Source organism: Mycobacterium sp. (assembly GCF_036490025.1).
Classification (GTDB): domain Bacteria; phylum Actinomycetota; class Actinomycetes; order Mycobacteriales; family Mycobacteriaceae; genus Mycobacterium.
Map to the genome: position 1 here is coordinate 1 of NZ_DASXEP010000065.1, position 22,097 is coordinate 22,097.

Here is a 22,097-nt window from a genome sequence, read left to right on the forward strand (position 1 = left end):
AGCGACTCCTTGTTGGGGAAATGCCGGTAGATCGCCGGGCCGCTGACTCCCGCCGCGGCGCCGATGTCTTCGAGTCGCACCGCCAAAAACCCGCGCTCGGCGAACAGTCGCTCCGCGGCGGCCAGCAGTTGCAAGCGGCGATCGGATTTGCGTCGACTGCGGGGGTTGGGTGCCGGGATGTCGTGGCTGCGGTCGGCCGGTTCGGATGCTGCCATCCGGCCTCCCTGGACACGTCGGTTAATGGCCACTAACATAACACGAGTTAGTCACCATTAACCGAAATTGGCGTGCAACCGATGACCTCTCCGGCGGAAAACCGCGACGCGCATACCGCGTTGGTCGCCCAGTTGCGCGAAAAGCTGGCCGCCGCGGCCCTGGGTGGTCCGGAACGCTCGCGGACCCGCCACGTCGACCGCGGCAAGCTGCTGCCCCGTGATCGCGTTGACGGGCTGCTCGACCCCGGTAGCCCGTTGCTCGAAATCGCTCCGCTCGCCGCCGACGGGATGTACGACGACGAATGCCCCGGCGCCGGCATCATCACCGGCATCGGCAGGATCTCTGGCCGCCAATGCATGATCGTGGCCAACGATGCGACGGTCAAAGGCGGTACGTACTACCCGATTACCGTCAAAAAACACCTGCGCGCTCAGGAGATCGCCAGCCAGAACCGGCTGCCCTGCATCTATCTGGTCGACTCCGGCGGCGCCTTCCTGCCCCGGCAAGACGAGGTGTTCCCGGACCGTGAGCATTTCGGCCGGATCTTTTACAACCAGGCCAATCTCAGCGCTCGGGGCATCCCGCAGATCGCAGCCGTGCTGGGATCGTGCACGGCGGGCGGTGCCTACGTTCCCGCGATGAGCGACGAGGCAGTGATCGTCCGCGACCAGGGCACCATCTTTCTGGGTGGGCCGCCGTTGGTGAAGGCCGCGACCGGGGAAGTCGTATCGGCCGAGGATCTCGGTGGCGGAGAACTGCATTCGAAGATCTCCGGCGTCACCGATCATCTCGCCCACGACGACCGCGACGCGTTACGCATCATCCGGCGCATCGTCTCGACGTTGGGGCCACGGGATCCGCGGATCTGGGACGTCTTGCCCACCGTGGATCCGATTGCTGATCAAGCCGAACTTTATGACGTGGTTCCCATCGATCCCCGGATTCCCTACGACGTGCACAACGTCATCACCCGCGTGGTCGACGGCGGCGAATTCATCGAGTTCAAAGCCGACTACGGCAGCACCCTGGTCACCGGCTTCGCCCACATTCATGGCCACCCGGTCGGCATCGTCGCCAATAACGGGGTGCTGTTCTCCGAATCCGCGCTCAAGGGTGCGCATTTCATCGAGTTGTGCGACAAGCGGATGGTGCCGCTGTTGTTCCTGCAGAACATCTCCGGCTTCATGGTCGGCCGCGATTACGAGGCCGGTGGCATCGCCAAGCATGGCGCCAAGATGGTGACCGCCGTGGCATGCGCGCGGGTGCCCAAGCTCACCGTTGTCATCGGCGGGTCCTATGGCGCGGGCAACTACTCGATGTGCGGGCGGGCGTATTCGCCGCGCTTTCTGTGGATGTGGCCGAACGCCCGGATTTCGGTCATGGGTGGCGAGCAAGCCGCGTCGGTGCTGGCGACGGTCCGCGGAGAGATGACCGCCGAGGAGGAAGAAGCGTTGAAGGCCCCGATCCGGGCGCAATACGAACACCAGGGCAACCCGTACTATTCGACAGCCCGACTCTGGGACGACGGCGTCATCGACCCTGCTGACACCAGAACGGTTGTCGGTCTTGCCCTTTCGGTGGTCGCCAGTGCGCCCGTCGACCCGGTTTCATACGGCGTCTTCCGAATGTGAGCGCAATGACTTTCGATACGGTTCTGGTGGCCAACCGGGGTGAGATAGCGGTCCGGGTGATCCGCACGCTCAAGGCGATGGGCATCCGGTCGGTCGCCGTGTACAGCGACGCCGACGCCAACGCGCGCCATGTCGCCTCGGCGGACGTCGCGGTCGCGATCGGCCCGGCGCCCGCACGAGACAGCTACCTCAACATCGCTGCCATCGTCGATGCGGCCGTGCGCACCGGAGCCCAGGCCGTTCATCCCGGCTACGGATTCCTCTCGGAGAACGCTGATTTCGCGACCGCGCTGGCCTCGGTCGGCGTGACGTTCATCGGCCCGCCGGTGGGCGCCATCCAGACCATGGGCGACAAGATCACCGCAAAGGGCACCGTGTCGGCCTTCGGTGTGCCCGTGGTGCCCGGCATCGCGCGGCCCGGGCTCAGCGATGAGGAGCTGATCGCGGCCGCCGACGAGATCGGCTATCCGGTTCTCGTCAAACCTTCCGCCGGTGGTGGCGGCAAGGGCATGCGCATGGTCGAGCGGCCGGCTGACCTGGCCGCCGCGCTGGTCAGTGCCCGGCGGGAGTCGGCCGCCGCGTTCGGCGACGACACGTTGTTCCTCGAGCGATTCGTGCTGCGCCCCAGGCATATCGAGGTCCAGATACTGGCCGACACGCATGGCAACGTCGTGCACTTCGGTGAGCGGGAGTGCAGCCTGCAGCGCCGGCACCAGAAGGTCATCGAGGAGGCACCGTCGCCGCTGCTGGACTCCGAGACGCGGGCCCGGATCGGCGCCGCGGCCTGCGATACCGCGCGGAGCGTGGATTACACCGGCGCGGGCACGGTGGAGTTCATCGTTTCGGCCGACCGTCCTGACGAGTTCTTCTTCATGGAGATGAACACCCGGCTGCAGGTCGAGCATCCGGTCACCGAATTGGTGACCGGGTGGGATCTGGTCGAGTGGCAGGTTCGGATCGCGGCGGGGGAGAAGCTGACCGTCGACCAGGCCGATATTGCGTTGCGAGGGCATGCGATTGAAGCGCGGGTCTACGCGGAGGATCCGGCGCAGGGTTTTCTGCCCACCGGCGGCGATGTGCTGGTGGTGGTGGAACCCGACGGAGCCGGTGTGCGGGTGGATTCGGGCCTGTCCGCGGGCATGGTCGTCGGTAGCGACTACGACCCGATGTTGGCGAAAGTCATTGCCTACGGACCGGATCGGGTTACAGCGCTGCAAACCCTGGATAGGGCTCTGGCTGACACCGCGGTGCTCGGCGTCGTCACCAACATCGAGTTCGCGCGCTTTCTGCTGGCCGACCCTGACGTGGTTTCCGGTCGGCTCGATACCGGCCTTTTGGACCGCCGCGCCGGTGACTTCGTCGCGGCGCCGCCCTCCGATGAACAGTTCATCGCGGCCGCGGCCTTCCGCTGGTTGCGATGGTTCCCCGCCCAGGGCGCCGATCTGTGGGAGATCCCGTCCGGGTGGCGGATCGGGCGCCGAGCACCGGTGAGCATCCGGTTGCGGGCCGGCGACCGCACCGATCACGTCCACATCGCCGGTGTCCCGGAGGCTGCAGAAGTCCACATCGAAGACGGCGAATCACGTTCGCTGCAAGCCGCTTTGACGGGCGATCGGCTGACAGTGACCCTCGACGGGTTGCGCATGACGTACACGGTAGCGGCGGCGGACAGCAAGATATGGCTGGTCGGCGACGGGACTTTCGCGGTGCCCGAGGAGGTGCGTGAAGCGCCAGTGCGTGCGGACGAGGAGCACAGCGGCGATGCCGAGTTGACCAGCCCCATGCCCGGTGCGGTCGTCGCGGTGAGCGTCGAGGACGGCGCTGGGGTCGAAGCCGGCATGGTTGTCGTCACGGTCGAAGCGATGAAAATGGAGCACGCGCTGACGGCGCCCGTCGACGGTGTGGTCGAACTCCTTGTCGCCGTGGGCGACCAAGTCAAGGTGGGTCAGTCGCTGGCCCGGATTGCCGCCAATGAGAACAGCAACACCAAAGCAGAGGACGGTGCTGATGACTAACTTCCTGTCGACTGGGACGCTCCCTGACGAATACCAACAGTTGGCCAAGACCGTTCGTGACTTCGCCCAGAGCGTCGTCGCACCGGTGGCGGCACGGCACGACGCCGAACACTCCTTCCCCTACGAAGTGGTGGCCGGCATGGCCGAGATGGGGCTGTTCGGTCTGCCGTTCCCGGAAGAGTGGGGCGGCATGGGCGGCGACTACTTCGCCTTGTGTCTGGCGCTGGAGGAGCTGGGCAAGGTCGACCAGAGCGTGGCGATCACGCTGGAGGCCGGCGTTTCGCTGGGCGCCATGCCGGTCTTCCGGTTCGGCACCGACGCGCAGAAGCGAGAATGGTTGCCGCAGTTGGCCAGTGGCCGCGCCTTGGGAGCGTTCGGTCTGACCGAGCCGGGCGGCGGCACCGACGCCGGCGCGACCAAGACCACCGCGCAACTAGACGACGGTCAGTGGGTGATCAACGGTTCCAAGCAGTTCATCACCAACTCCGGCACCGACATCACCACGCTGGTCACCGTCACCGCGGTAACCGGCGAGCGCGATGGAAAGAAAGAGATTTCATCGATCCTGGTTCCGGTACCGGCCCGGGGATTCACCGTGGAGCCCGCGTACAACAAGGTTGGCTGGAACGCCTCGGACACCCATCCGCTGAGCTTCGACGACGTGCGGGTTCCCGAAGAGAATCTGCTCGGTGAGCGCGGCCGCGGCTACGCCAACTTCTTGCGGATCCTTGACGAGGGGCGCATCGCGATCGCCGCGCTGTCGACTGGCGCGGCACAGGGTTGCGTCGACGAGAGCGTCAAGTACGCCCGCGAGCGTGAAGCGTTTGGGCAGGCCATCGGCCGATACCAGTCCATCGCGTTCACCATCGCCAGGATGGAGGCTCGCGCCCACACCGCGCGCACCGCCTACTACGACGCCGCGGCACTGATGCTGGCCGGTAAGCCGTTCAAAAAGCAGGCGGCGATTGCCAAGCTGATCGCCAGCGAGGCGGCCATGGACAACGCCCGAGACGCCACCCAGATTCACGGCGGCTATGGCTTTATGAATGAATTCACTGTGGCCCGGCATTACCGGGACAGCAAGATTCTCGAGATCGGTGAGGGGACGACCGAAGTGCAGCTGATGCTGATCGCGCGTGAGGTCGGTCTGTGAGCGAAACGAACGGGGACCAGCCGCTCAAGACGGTCGTCCAGCGCGGGCTGTGGTTCGAGGAATTCGAAACCGGCGTGCGATATCTGCATCGCCCGGGGCGGACCATCACCGAGGCCGACAACGTGTTGTTCACGACGTTGACGATGAATACTCAGGCGCTGCACCTTGATGCCGCGTTTTCCGATGCGCTGCCGCCGTTCAATCAGCGGCTGGTGAATTCGATGTTCACCTTGTCGACTTTGGTTGGTCTGTCGGTTGCACAGCTGACCCAGGGCACCATCGTGGGCAATCTCGGGTTCTCCGAAATCGCTTTCCCCAAACCACTTTTCCATGGCGACACGTTGTACGCCGAGACCGTCATCACCGAGAAGCGAACATCGAAGAGCCGTCCAGGCGAGGGCATTGTGATGTTCGCGCATACCGGCCGCAACCAGCACGGCGACGTGGTCGCCACCGCCAACCGCAAGACCATGGTACGGATGCGACCGGCGGAGGATGGCGACTGATGGGCCTGCAGAATCCCGGGCCGGCCTGGCTGTTCTGCCCGGCTGACCGCCCGGAGCGTTACCAAAAGGCAGCGGCTGCAGCCGATATCGTGATTCTCGACCTCGAAGACGGGTGTGGGGCGGCCGATCGGCCTGCGGCGCGCAAGGCGGTGGCGGAGGCCCGGCTCGACCCGGCCCGCACCGTGGTGCGCGTCAACCAATTCGGCACTGCCGATCAGGAGCTTGATCTGCAGGCCCTGAAGCAGACTCCGTACGACACCGTCATGCTGCCGAAATGCGAAGCGGTCGAACACGTTAGCGCTCTAGCGCCACTGGACGTGATCGTGCTCGTCGAGTCGCCGAAGGGTGCCCTGATTGTGACGGACACCGTCCAGGTGGACAACGCGATTGCCGTGATGTGGGGCGCCGAGGATCTGTTCGCCGTGCTCGGCGGCACGGCCAACCGCTACCCGGACGGCACCTACCGCGAAGTGGCTCGCCACGTTCGTTCGCAGTCGTTGTTGGCCGCGAAGGCGCATGGTCGCCTCGCGCTGGATTCGGTCTACCTCGACATCAAAGATCTTGATGGGCTGCGCGCCGAGGTCGACGATGCGGTTGCTGTCGGGTTCGACGCGAAGGTTGCTATCCACCCCAGCCAGCTGCCCGTGATACGGGCCGGTTATGCGCCCTCGTCTGACCAGGTGCAGTGGGCACGACACGTCCTTGCCGCTGCCCTCGATGAACGCGGTGTCTTCGCATTTGAGGGCATAATGGTGGATGCGCCGGTGTTGCGGCGAGCCGAGCGGATCGTGCAGTTGGCAGGTGAAGCCGGCTCCTAGCAGCCTCGGTATCGGGGTTTGCTCTGACCCCCTGCACGCCTGCGCGTAGGAGGCGGCATGGCCGAGGTTTCTCACTCGCCGATGACTGTCGGGCTCGAGCCGGTGCAACTCGTCGGCCCGGATGGCACGCCGACGGCCGAATCCCGATACAGCCGCGAACTGCCCGCGGAGACCCTGTGCTGGCTCTACGAGATGATGGTCGTCACCCGCGATGTGGATGCCGAATTCGTCAACCTGCAGCGACAAGGTGAGCTGGCGCTGTTCGCATCGTGCTGCGGCCAAGAGGCAGCTCAAGTCGGCGCGGCGGCCTGCCTGCGCAAGACCGACTGGCTGTTCCCGCAATACCGGGAATTGGGCGTCTATCTCGTCCGCGGTATCGCTCCCGGCCAAGTCGGCGCCGCCTGGCGCGGAACATGGCATGGCGGACTGGATTTCATCAAGAAGTGCTGTGCGCCGATATCCGTGCCGATCGGTACGCAGACGCTGCATGCCGTCGGCGCTGCGATGGCCGCCCAGCGGCTTGGTGACGACTCGATCACGGTGGCTTTTCTCGGCGACGGCGCCACCAGCGAGGGCGACGTACACGAGGCACTGAACTTCGCGGCGGTTTTCAAGGCACCGTGCGTGTTCTACGTGCAGAACAACCAGTGGGCAATATCGGTTCCGCTGCGCGGCCAGACCGTTGCGCCGTCGATCGCGCACAAGGCGATCGGGTACGGCATGCCCGGTATTCGGGTGGACGGCAATGACGTGCTGGCCTGCTATGCGGTGACGGCCGACGCCGCGACGCGCGCCAGAACCGGCAACGGGCCGACGCTGATTGAAGCCGTCACGTATCGGCTCGGGCCGCACACCACGTCCGACGATCCGACCCGATACCGCAGCCAAGAAGAACTGGACCGGTGGCGGGCACTGGACCCCATTCCGCGCTACCGGGCCTACCTGGAAGGTCAGGGACTGTGGTCGCAGCGGCTGGAGGACAGGATCGCCGCGCGGTGCACACGGCTACGTGGCGATCTGCGCGACGCGGTGTTCGCGGCACCCGATATCGACATCGACGAGGTCTTCACCGCGGTGTACGCGGAGATGACACCCGGCCTCGAGGCGCAACGCCGGCAGTTACGCGCTGAAATCCTCCGGGAGGCATGATGACTCAGATCGCCGAACCGCCGACATTCCGCACTGCGGCGCTGCCGGACGCGCAGCCGGCCGATACGCTCGTGGCTTCGCCGCTGACCATGGTTGCGGCGCTCAACCGGGCGCTGTACGACGCGATGGCCGCCGACGACCGGGTGCTGGTATTCGGCGAAGACGTCGCGACATTGGGCGGTGTCTTCCGGGTCACTGAGGGTCTGGCCGCGACGTTCGGCATGCAGCGTTGCTTCGATACCCCATTGGCCGAGTCCGCGGTGATCGGCATCGCGGTGGGTCTGGCGCTGCGAGGATTCGTGCCGGTGCCCGAGATCCAGTTCGACGGGTTCTCTTATCCCGCTTTCGATCAGGTGGTCAGCCACCTGGCGAAGTACCGGACCCGTACCCGCGGTCAGATCAACATGCCCGTCACGGTGCGAATCCCGTCATTCGGCGGCATCGGCGCCGTCGAGCATCATTCCGAGTCCACCGAGTCGTACTGGGCGCACACCGCAGGCTTGAAAGTCGTTGTCCCATCGACCCCATCGGATGCTTACTGGTTGCTGCGCCACGCCATCGCGTGCCCGGACCCGGTGATGTTTTTGGAACCCAAGCGACGCTACTGGGGCCGCGAAGTCGTCGACACGACCTGTCCCGGCCCGGCGATCGGGCAGGCGGTGGTGCGCCGCGCCGGTACCGACGTCACCGTGCTGACCTACGGCGGCCTGGTGGGGACCGCGCTGTCAGCCGCTGAAATGGCTGTGCAGCAACATGGTTGGAGCCTCGAGATCATCGATCTACGGTCGCTGGTCCCGCTGGACTTCGACACCGTGGCCGCCTCGATCCGCCGCACCGGACGATGCGTGGTGCTGCATGAGGGGCCGCGCAGCCTCGGCTACGGGGCGGGGCTGGCCGCCCGCATCCAAGAGGAGATGTTCTACGAACTCGAAGCTCCGGTGTTGCGCGCCTGCGGTTTCGACACCCCGTATCCGCCGGCGCGATTGGAGAAGGCTTGGCTGCCCGGGCCCGACCGGCTGTTGGACTGCGTTGAACGTTCTTTGGGGCAACCATGAATGACGACCGCGTCAAGGTCTTCGTCGTCCCTGATCTCGGCGAGGGCCTCGAAGAGGTGACGCTGTCATGCTGGTGCGTCGCGGTCGGTGACGACGTCGAACTCAACCAGCCGTTGTGCTCGGTGGAAACCGCGAAGGCCGAAGTCGAGATCCCCAGCCCCTATGCGGGCCGGATCGTCGAACTACGCGGGGCCGAAGGCGATGTGCTGGCCGTCGGCTCGCTGCTGGCTCGCGTCGACAGCGCGCCCCAGCAGACACCGGCGACCAACGGTGAGCTATCCGCGCGCAAACCGGTGCTGGTCGGATACGGTGCCGACGACGCGCTGGACACCAGCCGCAGACGTCCCAAAGCCAAGCCAAGCGTCCGGAAATTGGCCGCGGACCTGCTGGTGGACCTGAACGACGTGCCGCCGGGCGCAGACGGCCTGGTCAGTCGGGATGCGGTACTGGCGGCCGCAGGAGTCGGTGCCGAACGGCCGGGGGTCTCCTACGACGTGCTGCCCGTTCGCGGCGTGCACGCTCAGATGGCAGAGCGAATGACGCTGTCGCGCAACAATATTCCAGACGCGCATGCCAGCGTGCAGGTCGACTGCACCGCGCTGCTAGGACTTCGCGACCGACTGGGCGCGTTGGTTGGTGACGACGCCGAGGTCACCTCGCCGTTCCTGCTAACCATGCGGCTACTCGTCATCGCCTTGACGCACAACAAGATTCTGAACTCCACCTGGGTGGACGGCCCCGACGGTGCCCAGGTGCACTCACACCACGCGGTCCATCTGGGCTTCGCGGTCGCGACCCCGCGCGGCCTGCTGGTCCCTGTCGTCACCAACGCACAGCACAAGACCACGCGTGAACTTGCCGGATGTGTGGCGCGGCTGATTCGGGAAGCGCGGGCCGGCACGCTGAAATCGGCCGAGCTCGCGGGATCGACGTTCACCGTGTCGAACTTCGGCGCCCTCGGACTCGATGACGGCGTGCCGGTGATCAACTATCCCGAAGCCGCGATCCTTGGCATGGGGTCATTGAAGCCACGGCCGGTGGCCGTTGACGACACGGTCGTTGTCCGCCCGCAAATGACGCTGACGTGCGCGTTCGATCACCGAATCGCCGACGGTGCCAACGCGGCTCAGTTTTTAGGCGAGCTGCGCAGGCTGATCGAATCGCCGGAGACCGCGCTGCTCGATCTGTAGCGGTCGGCAAATTCACGGACGCGGACTAGGACGCTGCCACGACTTGGTCGGAAGCCGTTGCGCGAACCGGTCGCCCCACCGTCGCGATCACGGGCCCGCTCGGGTGCAGCGTGACATCGCCACGTGGTTTCAGCGGCGTCGTAGCCACGAGATTCACGCTGGCGGACTGGGTTAGCACGGCCAGCGCGAGGGTCGCCTCCAGCTGGGCAAGACCCGCGCCGACGCAGATCCGCCGGCCGCCGCCGAACGGCATGAATGCATACTTCGGACGGCTCGACACGTTCTTGGGAAGGAAACGCCGCGGGTCGAATCCCTCTGGGTTGGGCCAGAAGTCGGGATTGCGGTGTAGCAGATAGGGCGAGATCGCGACGGTGTTGCCGGCAGCGACGCGAATGCCGGCGATGTCGTCGTCTTCGGCGGCGTCGCGTTCGACGGTCCACGCTGGCGGGTAGAGCCGCATTGTTTCGTTGATCACCGCCTGGGTCCACTGAAGGCTGTCGACGTCGTTTGGTTGCGGGTCGCGATCGCCAAGGACTTCGTCGACCTCCGCGGCCAGGCTTTCGCGCGCGGCCGGGTATCGCGACAGCAGCGTAAGCGCCCACGTCAATAAGTTCGCCGTGGTCTCGTGACCGGCGAGCACGAGTGTCATCACTTCGCTGTGGATCTCTTCGCGCGTCAGTGGTTGCTCGCCCTGTCCCGCTGCCAGCAGCAGGTCAAGCAGGTCGCGAGGCTGAACGTGCGGCGCCGCGACGCGCTCGTCGACGATCCTGGTGACCAGCGACTCCAGTGTCTCCGACGCCCAGCCGATCCCCGGGACGGCGCGAGCCACGGCTCGGACGCGTTCGGGGGGCATCGGTGGCAGCAACATCGCCGCGACCATCGAACCCTGCAGACGCGACACCGCATGCCCGACTCGTTCGGCCTTGCTACCGAGCTCGGTGCCGAACAACACGCGGCCGATCACATCCATTGTCAGTGTCCGCATTTCGGCACCAACGTCGATGGTGGCGCCAGGTATCCAGTCAGCGGCGCGCCGTCGGGAGGCCGCGACGATCGCGGGAGCGAAGGATTGCACGTGGCGGTGACTGAACACGGGCTGTACGAGACGACGGTGCCGCTGCCATGTCGCGCCTTCGCTTGTGAGCAGCCCGTCTCCGAGGAAGGTCTTCAGCGGCCGGTACGTGAACGCCTTCACATAGCGATCCTGATGCTGGACGAGAACGTGTTCGGCGTACTCAGGGCGACTGAGCACAAAGAACGTGCGCTTGCGGGTCAGCGGTACCCGCACCGCATCTCCGTACCTGCGGCTGAGCTGTCCATATACCGCGAGCGGGTCGCGGAACAACTGCGCCCAATAGCGCAGTGCCTGCATCCCCGACGGGCCGGGTGGGATTGCTGGTGACGTTGTTCCCGAGCTTGCAGTCATGAACTACGATAACTCCAGATTTAGACAAATGTGCAAGGGGCTTTTGTGGGTAATCGAGAGGCGCTGCTGGAAGCGGCGATCGTGTGCCTGCGCGAGCGCGGATTCGGTGGCACCCGAGCACGTGATTTGGCGTCGACGGCAGGCGTAAGCCTCGGTGCGATTCGCTATCACTTCGGTTCGACGGAGGGCTTGTTGAACGACGCCGTCGCGGAATGCGCCCGACGTTGGGTGAGCGGCTTTCAGTCCTCGATGGCGGCGGCGACGAACAAGACTGCTCAGTTGGACAGCATGACCGCGGACGCGTATCGAGCCTTCGACGTCAACCGAGCATTGCTCGTCGGGTTCATGGAGGCATTCGCGCACGCACAGCGGTCCGCCGCGGCGCGCGAACAGCTGGGGGCCATGTACGACGAACTGCGGCAAGGAGTCGTGGCGGTATTGGACGACAAAGGCCGCGCCGCGGAATCTGTCGCATCGCTACTGATCGCGCTCATCGACGGGCTTATGCTGCAGTGGCTCCTGGCGCCGGATCGTTGCCCGTCACCGAAGATGTTGCGCCGAGCGGTAGCCGCGCTCGCGGGATTGCCCTAGTTGTCACAAGCACACTAGGACTGAACCTCTAACATGCTGGCGGACAGCATAATTGGGTTTGTTTATTTGCGTCGCGCCGCGGCCAGGCGGGCGGCGAACTCCGGTGACCGTATCGAGGTGGCCTGCGGCCCGAGCTCGGTGTCCTTGGCAAGCTCGTGCTGGTCGACGTCGAGAAATCCCGGGCTGGCCGTGGCGCGCATGGTGGCTTTGGTCGCCAGCACAACGTCGCGCGGTGCGGCCGCGGGGCCGGCCGCCAACTCCAATGCCGCGGCAACTGGATCGTCGGCGACCCTGAGCGCGAGGCCGTGTCGGACAGCGGATTCGGCGTCGAAGCGCATGCCGAACAGCAAGGCTGCACGGGCCACCTGCGGTCCGACGCCGCGCTGCAGCATCCACGTCGCCCCGCCGCCCGGGTGAATTCCTAATTTCTGAAAACGGGCGTCGAACAACGCGTTTGGTCCGGCGATGCGCACATCGGCGGCCAGCGCCAGGTTCAGGCCCGCGCCGACGGCCGGTCCGTTGACGGCGGCGATGGTGGGCAGCGTGCACTTGCCGACGGCCATGAATCCGTCGTAAAGCCGCACGAGTCCCTCTTCGGCGGCGCTGCCCAGCGCGCTGAGATCGGCACCGGCACAGAACGCTTTGCCGGCGCCGGTGACGACAACGGCATGCACATAGGAGTCGGCCTCGGCCGCCTCGACGGCGGCGCGCAGCTGGGTGGACATTTCGCCGGTGACGGCGTTGCGCCGATCGGGGTCGTTGACGGTGATCAGCGCGACGTGGTCGTCGACGCTGAACAGGACCAGGTCAGATTCGGCCATTGGACACCTCCGCTGCTTCGCCGGAACGGCGCGTGGCGCACCATCCGAAACCATGTGCCACACACATACCATCGGTCTCAGTGGCACCTCGACGCGCGCCCCTCGACGAGCGCCCTCGACGAGCGCCCCCGGCAGGACTCGAACCTGCGACCACAAGATTAGAAGTCATGTGCTCTATCCAGCTGAGCTACGGGGGCCGAAGACGTTAGGCCCAGGTCAGTGTAGCCAACCAGAAAAATGGGCACTCGCGCCGCGCAACGCCGCGGGAAATGTCGTTGGCAGTAATAGTGATTGGCTAGTGTGAGGCCCGCCACACACGTACGCTACGACGGCCATGCTTGTGCGCAGGCGGCGTGTGCTCAACGACGAGGAGTGGCGAGGCATGACCGTAGCCATAGATGTCAGAGCGCGGTACTCGCAGGCCCGTGCCGAGGTGCTGCGACAAGGGTCGCAGCTCGCCGCGATGCCGATCGGCGCGTACCGCACCGGATCGCTGCTGCTTCGTGGCTCGCCGTGGGTGGGCCGCTTCGTCGCGGGTTGGCTGTCGGCCGAATTCTCGCCGCGCGTGGTCACCGGACATGCGCTGTCCGGTGTGACGCCGTTGTCGGTGGGCCGGGTGGCGACTGGCTGGGCAGCGCAGCGGGCAGACCAGATTTTGACCGCAGCCCTGCAGGACTCGCTCGGACCGGATTACCGCGAGCAGGCCTGTCATCCGATCGAGCGGGCCGCGTGCTCGGGTCGCGTCGGCTTCCTGCAGGCGGCCGGCCACCGCCGCCGTTACGCAGCGCAGACGTCGGACATCATCTACGGCCCGGACGTCCGTGACAACGTGCTGGACATCTGGCGCCACGGTGACGTCAAAGCAGGACATCGCGCGCCGGTGGTACTGCAGATCCCGGGTGGCGCGTGGGCGGTCAACGGTCGACGGCCGCAGGCGTATCCGCTGATGGGCCGACTGGTCGAGCAGGGCTGGATGTGCGTGTCCATCGACTACAGCAAGAGCCCGCGCAAGTCTTGGCCGGCGCACATCATCGACGTCAAGCGCGCGCTGGCATGGGTTCGCGAGAACATCGCCGACTACGGCGGCGATCCCGACTTCATCGCCGTCACGGGTGGCTCCGCGGGTGGGCACTTGGCGTCGCTGGTCGCGCTCACCGCTAACGACGAGCGGCTGCAGCCCGGCTTCGAAGACGCCGATACCAGGGTCCAAGCCGCGGCACCCTATTACGGGGTTTACGACCTGACCGATGTCGAGAAAATGCACGAAATGATGCTGCCCTTCCTGGAGCATTTCGTGATGCAAGCACGCTATTCCGAACAGCCCGAGCTGTTCGAATTGGCGTCGCCAATCAGGCATGTGCACCGGCAGGCGCCGCCGTTTTTTGTGCTGCATGGCGAGAACGATTCAGTCATCCCGAGTGTGCAGGCGCAGGCTTTTTGCGATGCGCTGCACGACGTCGGAGCTCCCACCGTCTGTTATGCCGAGCTTCCCAACGCGCACCACGCTTTTGACTTGTTCGCCACGGTACGGTCCAGGTTTGCTGCTGATGCCGTTGCCGACTTTCTGGGTGTCGTCTACGGACGGCATTTGCGCTCGCGGTCGACCGCTTTACGCAAGCGCGCCAACCCGGCCAGCTGAATTGATCAGCGCGTAATCGAACGCTCATTTTCAATTCAGCGGCCCGCCATGGCATTTCGTTGATTGCCGCAATTGGGTCTGCTCCGGCATTCTGATCCGCACATTCAGCTACCGCCGCCGCGCTAACCGGACTACGTTAGAGTTGCGCACGCCATTCTGGCAAACTGTGAGGCGACGTCGCCCGTGGCGTGACGGCTGGAGCGTTCGAAACGGGAGGCTTGAGTGGCGAAAGCGGCGTTGGCGCGTCGAGTGGCGGACGCGGCGACCGGACCGGGGAGCTGCGGTGGCTGAGCAGTTCGACGCGGCCGGATTGCCTACCGCGCTGGGGCCCGTCGACTACCTCTTGCATCGTGGGGAGGCGAATCCGCGTACCCGCTCGGGGATCATGGCCCTGGAAATCCTGGACACGACGCCGGACTGGGACCGCTTCCGGACCCGCTTCGAGAACGCGTCCCGGCGGGTGCTGCGGCTGCGGCAGAAGGTGGTCGTGCCGACGTTGCCGACGGCCGCACCGCGCTGGGTGGTCGATCCCGACTTCAACCTGGACTTTCATGTGCGCAGAATGCGTGTCGCGGAACCCGGCTCGCTGCGACAGGTGTTCGATCTGGCGGAGGTGATGCTGCAATCGCCGCTCGACATCGCGCGGCCGCTGTGGACGGCCACTCTGATCGAGGGCCTCGCCGACGGCAAGGCCGCGACGCTGCTGCACCTGTCCCACGCCGTCACCGACGGTGTCGGCAGCGTGGAGATGTTCGCTCATATCTACGATCTCGAGCGCGATCCGCCACCCCAGCCGGTCCCGGACCAACCCATTCCGCAGGATCTGTCGGCCAATGACCTGATGCGCCAGGGGTTCAACCAATTGCCGGTCAACGTGGCCAACGGGGCCCGCGGCGCGTTGTGGGGAGCCGCGTCGATGGTCGGGCGAGCGGTGCTCAATCCGGGTGCGGCGGTGTCGGGTGTGCTCAATTACGCCCGCTCGGGCGCACGCGTGATGAGTCGGGCCGCGGAACCCTCGCCGCTGCTTTGCCGGCGCAGCCTGGCCACCCGCAGCGAGGCCATCGACATCCTGCTGTCCGACTTGCACCGGGCCGCGAAAGCCGGTGGCGGCTCGATCAATGACGCCTACCTGGCCGGTTTGTGCGGTGTGCTGGGGCGCTATCACCAGGCACTCGGCGTGCCGATCGCGGCGTTGCCGATGGCGGTGCCGGTCAGCCTGCGGGCAGAGTCCGACGCCGCCGGCGGCAACCGGTTCACCGGGGTCAACCTGGCGGCCCCGATCGGTACCGCGGATCCGGTGGTCCGCATGCAGAAGATTCGCCTGCAGATGACCCAGCGCCGCGACGAGCCCGCGATGGACATCATCGGTTCGATCGCGCCGGTGTTGAGCGTCTTGCCGGCGCCGTTGCTGGAGTCGATGACGGGATCGATCGTCGGCTCCGACGTCCAGGCCAGCAATGTTCCGGTCTATCCCGGCGACACGTTCCTCGTCGGTTCAAAGATCTTGCGGCAGTATGGCATTGGCCCGTTGCCGGGTGTGGCGATGATGGTCGTACTGATCTCCCGCGGCGGCTATTGCACCATCACCACCCGCTATGACCGCGCCGCCATCCGCGACGAGGCGCTGTTCGCTCGCTGTCTGCTGGACGGCTTCAACGAAATCCTCGCGCTGGCAGGTGATCCCGCTCCCCGGGCAGTGCCCGCCTCGTTCGGCGCTGAGGCGTTGGGCGCCTCGGAGCAGTCGGCGGTGGGTTCATGAGCGAGGACCGCGAGTCGAAGAAACCGGCGCGCGATCTTCGGTTACCGGGGTCGGTGGCTGAAATCATGGCCAGCCCGCCCGGCCCTGAAATCGGCGCATTCTTCGACCTCGACGGAACTTTGGTGGCCGGCTTCACCGCCGTCATCCTCACCCAGGAACGCATTCGGCGCCGCGACATGGGGGTCGGGGAAATGATCAGCATGATCACCGCCGGCCTCAATCATCAACTCGGACGTATCGAATTCGAGGAGCTCATCGGCAAGGCGTCCTCGGCCTTGCGCGGCCGGATGTTGAGCGATCTGGAGGAGATCGGGGAGCGGCTGTTCGCCCAGCGGATCGAGTCGCGGATCTACCCGGAGATGCGCGAGCTGGTTCGCGCCCACCTGGCCCGCGGGCACACCGTGGTGCTCAGTTCGTCGGCGCTGACCATGCAGGTCGCTCCGGTAGCCAGCTTCCTCGGCATTCTCAATACGCTCACCAACAAGTTCGAGACCAACGACGACGGGGTGCTCACCGGAGGCGTGGTCAAGCCGATTCTGTGGGGTCCGGGCAAGGCCGCCGCGGTGCAGAAGTTCGCCGGCGACAACGGGATCGACCTCAAGGACAGCTACTTCTACGCCGACGGTGACGAAGACGTCGCGCTGATGTACCTGGTCGGCAATCCGCGCCCGACCAACCCGGAAGGCAAGATGGCCGCCGTTGCCAAGCGGCGAGGCTGGCCGATTCTGCGGTTCACCAGCCGCAGTGGCGGCGGCATCGGCGCACAGCTGCGCACGCTTGCCGGGGTCGGCTCGGTGGTCCCCGTCGCGGCCGGCGCCCTGGGGATCGGATTACTGACCCGAAGCAGGCGCCGCGGCGTCAACTTCTTCACGGCCACCTGGTCGCAGCTGCTGTTGACCGCCAGCGGTGTGCAACTCAACATTGTGGGTGAGCAGAATCTGACTGCCGAGCGGCCTGCGGTGTTCATCTTCAACCACCGCAACCAGGCCGACCCCGTCATCGTCGGTGCGTTGATCCGCGACAACTGGGTTGCTGTCGGCAAGAAGGAGCTCGAGGGAGATCCGATCATGGGCACGCTCGGCAAGGTGCTGGACTCCGTCTTCATCGACCGGGATAACCCGGTCGCCGCGGTGGAGTCGCTGCACCAGGTCGAGGAGCGTGCCAGACAAGGGCTGTCCATCATGATCGCGCCCGAGGGCACCAGGCTGGACACCACCAGCGTCGGGCCGTTCAAGAAGGGGCCGTTCCGGATGGCGATGGCGGTGGGAATACCGATCGTGCCGATCGTGATTCGCAACGCCGAGATCATCGCTGCGCGCAACTCCACGACGATGAATCCCGGCACGGTGGATGTTGCGGTGTTTCCGCCGATCTCGGTGAGCGACTGGACAGTCGACACACTGGCGGATCGGATCGCCGAGGTGCGCCAACTGTATCTGGACACGTTGGCCGACTGGCCTGTCGACGAGCTACCCGACCACGACGTGTATCGAAAGAAGCCGGCGCCGCGAAAGGCGCCGCGCAAGACCACCAGTCGCGCTAATAAGGCCGCGCCCGCGAAAGCCGCTGCGAAGAAAACGGCCAAGGCTGCCCAACCCAAGGCACCGCCGAGAACGCCTCGGCCAAGGGGACGATCGTGAAAATCCCGGCCGCCGACACGGGCACGTTCAGCACAACCGACGACACGTTGGTGTTGGCGTCGACGTCCTCGCCGATGGAATCGGAATTGCTTGCGGTGTGGCTGGATCAGCAACGTGCCCGCTATCCGGAGACCAAACTCGAGGTGCTGCCCCTACCCGAGCGGAATCCTTCGCCCGGCGCGCTCGCGCAACTCGTGGAGCAGCTCGAGTTGGACGAAGACCGGTCGATCGTGCCGGTGCGCGTGTTCTGGATGCCGCAGGCCGACGCGTCGGCATTGAATCGGGTGGCGGCGTTGCTGCCGGGACGAAATCCCTACCAGCCCAGCGAGCGTCAGCAGCGCCACATCCTGCGCGCTGATCCTTCCCGCGCCCGGGTGGTGGCCGGCGAGTCGGCCAAGGTATCCGAACTTCGCCAGCAATGGCGCGACATCACTGTTGGCGACAATCCCCGTGACTTCGCGCATTTCGTCACCCGCCGGGCGCTGCTGGCGATGGAACGCGCCGAATACCGGATCCTTGGACCGCAATACAAGTCTCCGCGGCTGGTGCGGCCAGAGATTCTGGCCTCTGCGCGATTTCGCGCCGGCCTGGAGAAGATCCCGGGCGCCACCGTCGAGCAGGCCGGAAAGATGCTCGACGAACTCGCTACCGGGTGGAGCCGAGTTTCCGTCGACCTCGTCTCCGTCCTGGGCAGATTGTTCAGCAGGGGATTCGACCGCGAAATCGACTACGACGAGTACCAGGTGGCGGCGCTGCGCACCGCTCTGGAAGCTCATCCGGCGGTGTTGCTGTTCTCGCACCGGTCTTACATCGACGGCGCGGTGATGCCGGTGGCGATGCAAGAAAATCGGCTCCCGCCGGTGCATGTCTTCGCGGGTGTCAACTTGGCATTCGGGGTGATGGGACCGCTGATGCGTCGCGCCGGGACCATCTTCATCCGGCGCAATATCGGCAAAGATCCGCTGTATAAATACGTGCTCAAGGAGTACGTCGGCTATGTGGTGGAGAAGCGCTTCAACCTGAGCTGGTCGATCGAGGGCACCCGCTCGCGCACCGGGAAGATGCTGCCGCCCAAGCTCGGGCTGATGAGTTATGTGGCCGACGCCTATTTGGACGGCCGCAGCGATGACATTCTGCTGCAAGGGGTTTCGATCAGCTTCGACCAACTGCACGAGACGGCCGAGTACGCCGCTTACGCGCGCGGGGGCGAAAAACGGCCCGAGGGTTTGAGCTGGATGTACAACTTCATCAAGGCCCAGGGTGAACGTAACTACGGCAAGATCTACGTCCGATTTCCGGAAGCCGTCTCGATGCGAGAACATCTCGGCCCCTCTCACGGCCAGGCCGCCGAGGACGAAGCCGCCAAACGGCTTGCGCTGCAAAAGATGTCGTTCGAAGTCGCATGGCGAATCCTGCAATCCACCCCGGTGAACGCAACCGGGCTGGTGTCGGCTCTGCTGCTGACCACGCACGGGGTGGCGTTGACACTGGGACAACTGCACCACACCCTGCAGGATTCGCTGGACTATCTCGAACGCAAACAAACCCCGATGTCCACCAGCGCACTGCGGCTGCGCACGCCCGGAGGTGTTCGGGCCGCGGTCGACACCCTGTCCAACGGTCATCCGGTGACCCGTGTGGACGGCGGTCGAGAACCGGTGTGGCGCATCGCCCCTGAAGATGAGCACACCGCGGCGTTCTACCGAAACTCGGTGATCCACGCATTTTTGGAGACAGTGATCGTCGAGCTGGCGCTGGCACACGCGGGCCGGGCCGATGGAGATCGGCTGGCGGCGTTCTGGAACCAGGCCATGCGACTGCGCGATCTGTTGAAGTTCGACTTCTACTTCGCCGATTCCGCGGCATTCCGTCAGAACATCGCCGACGAGATGGCATGGAACGACGATTGGGAAGCTCACGTGGCCGGGGGCGCGGCCGAGATCGAGGCGCTGCTGTACGCGAAACGACCGTTGATGTCGGACGCGATGCTGCGAGTGTTCTTCGAGGCCTACGAGATCGTGGCCGATGTGCTGCGCGATGCCCCAGCGGATATCGGCGAAAAGGAGCTCACCCAGTTGGCGCTCGGTGTCGGCAAGCAGTACGTCGCGCAAGGCCGGGTGCGCAGCAGCGAACCGGTGTCGACGTTGTTGTTCGCCACCGCGCGCCAAGTCGTCGCCGATCAGGACCTGCTCGAGCCCGCGCCGGATTTGGTGGAGCGCCGCGTCGCGTTTCGTCGCGAATTACAGTCCATTCTCCAGGATTTCGACCACGTCGCGCAGATCGCCCGCGACCAGTTCGTCGCCCGCGAGGCGCAGGCACGCGGTGCGGGGCGGCCGTAGGCGGCGCGACCGTACTCTTTGGTTATGACGGATGCGCCGGCCGCCGGCCGCCGGGTGGTGGCGTGGCCGCTGCTCGTCGGGGTCGGCACGCTGGCCGGCTGCACCGCAGCGGGCATCGGGGCGCTGTCGCTGGCCGCCGCGCTGACCGCTACCGGATTACCCGACCCCGGCCCGGTGACCACGCTTGGCCTGCCGTTCGTCCGGGCCGCCGGGGAAATCGCCGCCGTTGTGGCCGTCGGAGCCTTCCTGTTCGCGGCGTTTCTGGTTCCGCCGCAGGACAACGGCGTCCTCGACGTCGACGGCTATCGCGCGATGCGGGTCGCAACGGTGGCGGCCGGGGCCTGGGCCGTGTGCGCCGCCTTGCTGGTGCCGTTGACCATTTCCGACGTCTCGGGCCAGCCGATAACCGCCCACCTGAACCCGGCGAGTCTGTGGTCGCTGGCCAGCCTGATCAACATCTCGACAGCGTGGCGGTGGACCGCGGTGCTGGCCGCGGTGGTGACATTGGCCAGCCTGCCGGTGCTGCGCTGGTCATGGACGCCGCTACTGCTGGCCGGATCGTTGCTGACCCTGATGCCGCTGGCGCTGACCGGCCACTCATCGGCCGGCGGTTCCCATGACCTGGCCACCAACAGCCTGCTGATCCATCTGGTCGCGGGCAGTCTGTGGGCCGGTGGTCTGCTAGCCCTGCTCACCCATGTACTGCGCGGTGGAAAGCACGCCGACCTGGCGTCGCGTCGGTTCTCGGTGATCGCGCTGTGGTGCTTTGTCGCGATGGCGGTCAGCGGTGTGGTCAACGCGCTGGTGCGCATCCTGCCGTCCGACCTGCTCAGTACCGACTATGGACGACTGGTGGTCGCCAAGTTCGTCGCGCTCTGCCTGCTCGGTGTCGTCGGTTGGCGCCAGCGGCGAACCGGAGTGGTTGCGCTGCAGACAGATTCGAGCTCACGCGGCGCCCTGATTCGGCTGGCGCTGATCGAGGCATTGCTTTTCGGCCTCACGTTCGGCATCGCGGTCGGCCTCGGCCGCACCCCTCCGCCGCCACTGCCGATCGGGGTGCCGTCGATTTCCGATGTGAAGATCGGCTACGACTTCGCCGGGCCGCCCACCCCGGCCAGGGTTTTGTTCGATTGGCGGTTCGACCTGATCTTCGGCACGGCGGCCATCGTCTTCGCCGCGTTGTATCTGGCCGGCGTGCGTCGGCTGCGGCGTCGCGGTGACGAGTGGCCGATGGGCCGGACCGTGGCCTGGCTGCTGGGCTGTACGGCCTTGCTGTTCGTCAGCTCATCCGGGGTGGGCCGGTACATGCCGGCGATGTTCAGCATGCACATGGCCGCTCACATGCTGCTGTCGATGCTGGTGCCGATCCTGCTGGTGTTGGGTGGGCCGGTCGGCCTGGCGTTGCGGGCGCTGCCGGCGGCCGGCCGCGGTGACCCGCCCGGCATGCGGGAATGGCTGCTCGCGGCACTGCACAGCAGGCTCTCGAGGATCTTGACCAATCCGGTGGTCGCGACGGCCCTGTTCGTCGCCGGGTTCTACGGGCTGTACCTCGGTGGTCTTTTCGACGCCGCCGTCGGCAGCCACATCGGGCACCTGGTGATGAACGTGCACTTCCTGGCCAGCGGCTACCTGTTCTATTGGGTGGTCATCGGCGTCGACCCGACGCCGCGGCCGATTCCGCCGCTGGCGAAGCTTGCGGTGGTCTTCGCGTCGCTGCCGCTGCACGCATTCTTCGCTGTTGTGCTAATGAGCATGCAGAAGGTGCTCGGTGACAGCTTCTACCGGTCGCTGCACCTGAGTTGGCACACCGACCTGCTGGGTGATCAGCGCCTCGGCGGTGGAATGGCTTGGGCAGCAGGGGAAATACCCCTGGTCGTGGTGATGATCGCGTTGCTGGTGCAATGGTCGCGCAGCGACCGGCGGACCGCGCGGCGACTGGATCGTGCAGCCGACCGTGACGAGGACTCCGACCTAGCGGCCTACAACGCGATGCTTGCCGAGCTGGCCCGCCGCGACCGATAGGCCCGCGCGAACCAGAAGTCAGGGCTGCGATTCTCCCGCCGAGCACGACCGTGGCTTCTGGTTCGCGGCTGCCGGCTCATCCACAGCGTCGGTTTCATCCACATGATGCGCCCGGCTGGGTTCTGGA

17 protein-coding genes and 1 tRNA gene are annotated in these 22,097 nt (G+C 65.8%); 14 read left to right on the forward strand and 4 right to left on the reverse strand.

What is annotated here, in order from left to right; all coding sequences use genetic code 11:
- Positions 1–215: helix-turn-helix domain-containing protein (locus tag VGG53_RS07190; RefSeq protein ID WP_331517345.1), on the reverse strand; the 215-nt coding region annotated here is incomplete at its 3' end.
- An 81-nt stretch (positions 216–296) separates the two neighbouring features.
- Here VGG53_RS07190 and VGG53_RS07195 point away from each other — a divergent pair.
- The 8 genes from VGG53_RS07195 to VGG53_RS07230 are packed head-to-tail and all read left to right on the forward strand — an operon-like array spanning position 297 to position 9,733.
- On the forward strand, positions 297–1,847 hold the full coding sequence (locus tag VGG53_RS07195) for a carboxyl transferase domain-containing protein (RefSeq protein WP_331517347.1): 1,551 nt from the start codon (positions 297–299) through the stop codon (positions 1,845–1,847).
- Positions 1,848–1,852: 5 nt separating this feature from the next.
- Positions 1,853–3,862: an acetyl/propionyl/methylcrotonyl-CoA carboxylase subunit alpha gene (locus tag VGG53_RS07200; RefSeq protein ID WP_331517349.1), complete on the forward strand. Its 2,010-nt coding sequence runs from the start codon at positions 1,853–1,855 to the stop codon at positions 3,860–3,862.
- On the forward strand, positions 3,855–5,015 hold the full coding sequence (locus VGG53_RS07205; RefSeq protein ID WP_331517350.1) for an acyl-CoA dehydrogenase family protein: 1,161 nt from the start codon (positions 3,855–3,857) through the stop codon (positions 5,013–5,015). The genes VGG53_RS07200 and VGG53_RS07205 overlap by 8 nt, the downstream gene beginning before the upstream one ends.
- Positions 5,012–5,521: a MaoC family dehydratase gene (locus VGG53_RS07210; RefSeq protein WP_331517351.1), complete on the forward strand. Its 510-nt coding sequence runs from the start codon at positions 5,012–5,014 to the stop codon at positions 5,519–5,521. Before VGG53_RS07205 ends, VGG53_RS07210 begins: the two co-directional genes overlap by 4 nt.
- Positions 5,521–6,339, forward strand: a complete 819-nt coding sequence (locus VGG53_RS07215; protein WP_331517352.1) for a CoA ester lyase — start codon at positions 5,521–5,523, stop codon at positions 6,337–6,339. The genes VGG53_RS07210 and VGG53_RS07215 overlap by 1 nt, the downstream gene beginning before the upstream one ends.
- 57 nt (positions 6,340–6,396) lie before the next feature.
- Positions 6,397–7,488: a pyruvate dehydrogenase (acetyl-transferring) E1 component subunit alpha gene (gene pdhA / locus VGG53_RS07220; RefSeq protein ID WP_331517353.1), complete on the forward strand. Its 1,092-nt coding sequence runs from the start codon at positions 6,397–6,399 to the stop codon at positions 7,486–7,488.
- Positions 7,488–8,543, forward strand: a complete 1,056-nt coding sequence (gene bkdB, locus VGG53_RS07225; RefSeq protein WP_331517354.1) for a 3-methyl-2-oxobutanoate dehydrogenase subunit beta — start codon at positions 7,488–7,490, stop codon at positions 8,541–8,543. Before pdhA ends, bkdB begins: the two co-directional genes overlap by 1 nt.
- A complete protein-coding gene (locus tag VGG53_RS07230) occupies positions 8,540–9,733 on the forward strand; it encodes a dihydrolipoamide acetyltransferase family protein (RefSeq protein ID WP_331517355.1) in 1,194 nt (397 codons plus the stop codon). Before bkdB ends, VGG53_RS07230 begins: the two co-directional genes overlap by 4 nt.
- Positions 9,734–9,758: 25 nt before the next feature.
- On the opposite strand, the gene VGG53_RS07235 is transcribed toward VGG53_RS07230, so the two are convergent.
- Positions 9,759–11,159: a cytochrome P450 gene (locus VGG53_RS07235; RefSeq protein ID WP_331517356.1), complete on the reverse strand. Its 1,401-nt coding sequence runs from the start codon at positions 11,157–11,159 to the stop codon at positions 9,759–9,761.
- A 45-nt stretch (positions 11,160–11,204) separates the two neighbouring features.
- Here VGG53_RS07235 and VGG53_RS07240 point away from each other — a divergent pair, with 45 nt between their 5' ends.
- Positions 11,205–11,750 carry a TetR/AcrR family transcriptional regulator gene (locus tag VGG53_RS07240; protein ID WP_331517357.1) on the forward strand — a complete coding sequence of 182 codons (546 nt, stop codon included), beginning with the start codon at positions 11,205–11,207 and terminating at the stop codon, positions 11,748–11,750.
- Between the two features lie 62 nt (positions 11,751–11,812).
- Here the strand turns inward: VGG53_RS07240 and VGG53_RS07245 are convergent, their stop codons facing one another.
- Both VGG53_RS07245 and VGG53_RS07250 read right to left on the reverse strand, forming a co-directional pair.
- A complete protein-coding gene (locus VGG53_RS07245; protein ID WP_331517358.1) occupies positions 11,813–12,571 on the reverse strand; it encodes an enoyl-CoA hydratase in 759 nt (252 codons plus the stop codon).
- A 123-nt stretch (positions 12,572–12,694) separates the two neighbouring features.
- Positions 12,695–12,768 (reverse strand) — tRNA-Arg (locus tag VGG53_RS07250).
- A 185-nt stretch (positions 12,769–12,953) separates the two neighbouring features.
- Here VGG53_RS07250 and VGG53_RS07255 point away from each other — a divergent pair.
- From VGG53_RS07255 to VGG53_RS07275, 5 genes are all read left to right on the forward strand, one after another.
- Positions 12,954–14,210, forward strand: a complete 1,257-nt coding sequence (locus tag VGG53_RS07255; protein ID WP_331517360.1) for an alpha/beta hydrolase — start codon at positions 12,954–12,956, stop codon at positions 14,208–14,210.
- A gap of 283 nt (positions 14,211–14,493) precedes the next feature.
- Positions 14,494–15,969, forward strand: a complete 1,476-nt coding sequence (locus VGG53_RS07260) for a wax ester/triacylglycerol synthase family O-acyltransferase (protein ID WP_331517362.1) — start codon at positions 14,494–14,496, stop codon at positions 15,967–15,969.
- Positions 15,966–17,609, forward strand: a complete 1,644-nt coding sequence (locus VGG53_RS07265; RefSeq protein WP_331517363.1) for an HAD-IB family hydrolase/lysophospholipid acyltransferase family protein — start codon at positions 15,966–15,968, stop codon at positions 17,607–17,609. Before VGG53_RS07260 ends, VGG53_RS07265 begins: the two co-directional genes overlap by 4 nt.
- Positions 17,606–19,948, forward strand: a complete 2,343-nt coding sequence (locus tag VGG53_RS07270) for a glycerol-3-phosphate 1-O-acyltransferase (protein ID WP_331517364.1) — start codon at positions 17,606–17,608, stop codon at positions 19,946–19,948. The genes VGG53_RS07265 and VGG53_RS07270 overlap by 4 nt, the downstream gene beginning before the upstream one ends.
- A gap of 24 nt (positions 19,949–19,972) precedes the next feature.
- A complete protein-coding gene (locus VGG53_RS07275; protein ID WP_331517365.1) occupies positions 19,973–21,970 on the forward strand; it encodes a cytochrome c oxidase assembly protein in 1,998 nt (665 codons plus the stop codon).
- Positions 21,971–22,097: the final 127 nt, after the last annotated feature.

Excerpts from the sequence above, each read along its gene's own strand:
- VGG53_RS07195 (WP_331517347.1), top strand. The coding sequence starts at position 297 with ATGACCTCTCCGGCGGAAAACCGCGACGCGCATACCGCGTTGGTCGCC.
- VGG53_RS07200 (WP_331517349.1), top strand. The coding sequence starts at position 1,853 with ATGACTTTCGATACGGTTCTGGTGGCCAACCGGGGTGAGATAGCGGTC.
- VGG53_RS07205 (WP_331517350.1), top strand. The coding sequence starts at position 3,855 with ATGACTAACTTCCTGTCGACTGGGACGCTCCCTGACGAATACCAACAG.
- VGG53_RS07215 (WP_331517352.1), top strand. The coding sequence starts at position 5,521 with ATGGGCCTGCAGAATCCCGGGCCGGCCTGGCTGTTCTGCCCGGCTGAC.
- pdhA (WP_331517353.1), top strand. The coding sequence starts at position 6,397 with ATGGCCGAGGTTTCTCACTCGCCGATGACTGTCGGGCTCGAGCCGGTG.
- bkdB (WP_331517354.1), top strand. The coding sequence starts at position 7,488 with ATGACTCAGATCGCCGAACCGCCGACATTCCGCACTGCGGCGCTGCCG.
- VGG53_RS07230 (WP_331517355.1), top strand. The coding sequence starts at position 8,540 with ATGAATGACGACCGCGTCAAGGTCTTCGTCGTCCCTGATCTCGGCGAG.
- VGG53_RS07235 (WP_331517356.1), bottom strand. The coding sequence starts at position 11,159 with ATGACTGCAAGCTCGGGAACAACGTCACCAGCAATCCCACCCGGCCCG.
- VGG53_RS07245 (WP_331517358.1), bottom strand. The coding sequence starts at position 12,571 with ATGGCCGAATCTGACCTGGTCCTGTTCAGCGTCGACGACCACGTCGCG.
- VGG53_RS07255 (WP_331517360.1), top strand. The coding sequence starts at position 12,954 with ATGACCGTAGCCATAGATGTCAGAGCGCGGTACTCGCAGGCCCGTGCC.
- VGG53_RS07265 (WP_331517363.1), top strand. The coding sequence starts at position 15,966 with ATGAGCGAGGACCGCGAGTCGAAGAAACCGGCGCGCGATCTTCGGTTA.
- VGG53_RS07275 (WP_331517365.1), top strand. The coding sequence starts at position 19,973 with ATGACGGATGCGCCGGCCGCCGGCCGCCGGGTGGTGGCGTGGCCGCTG.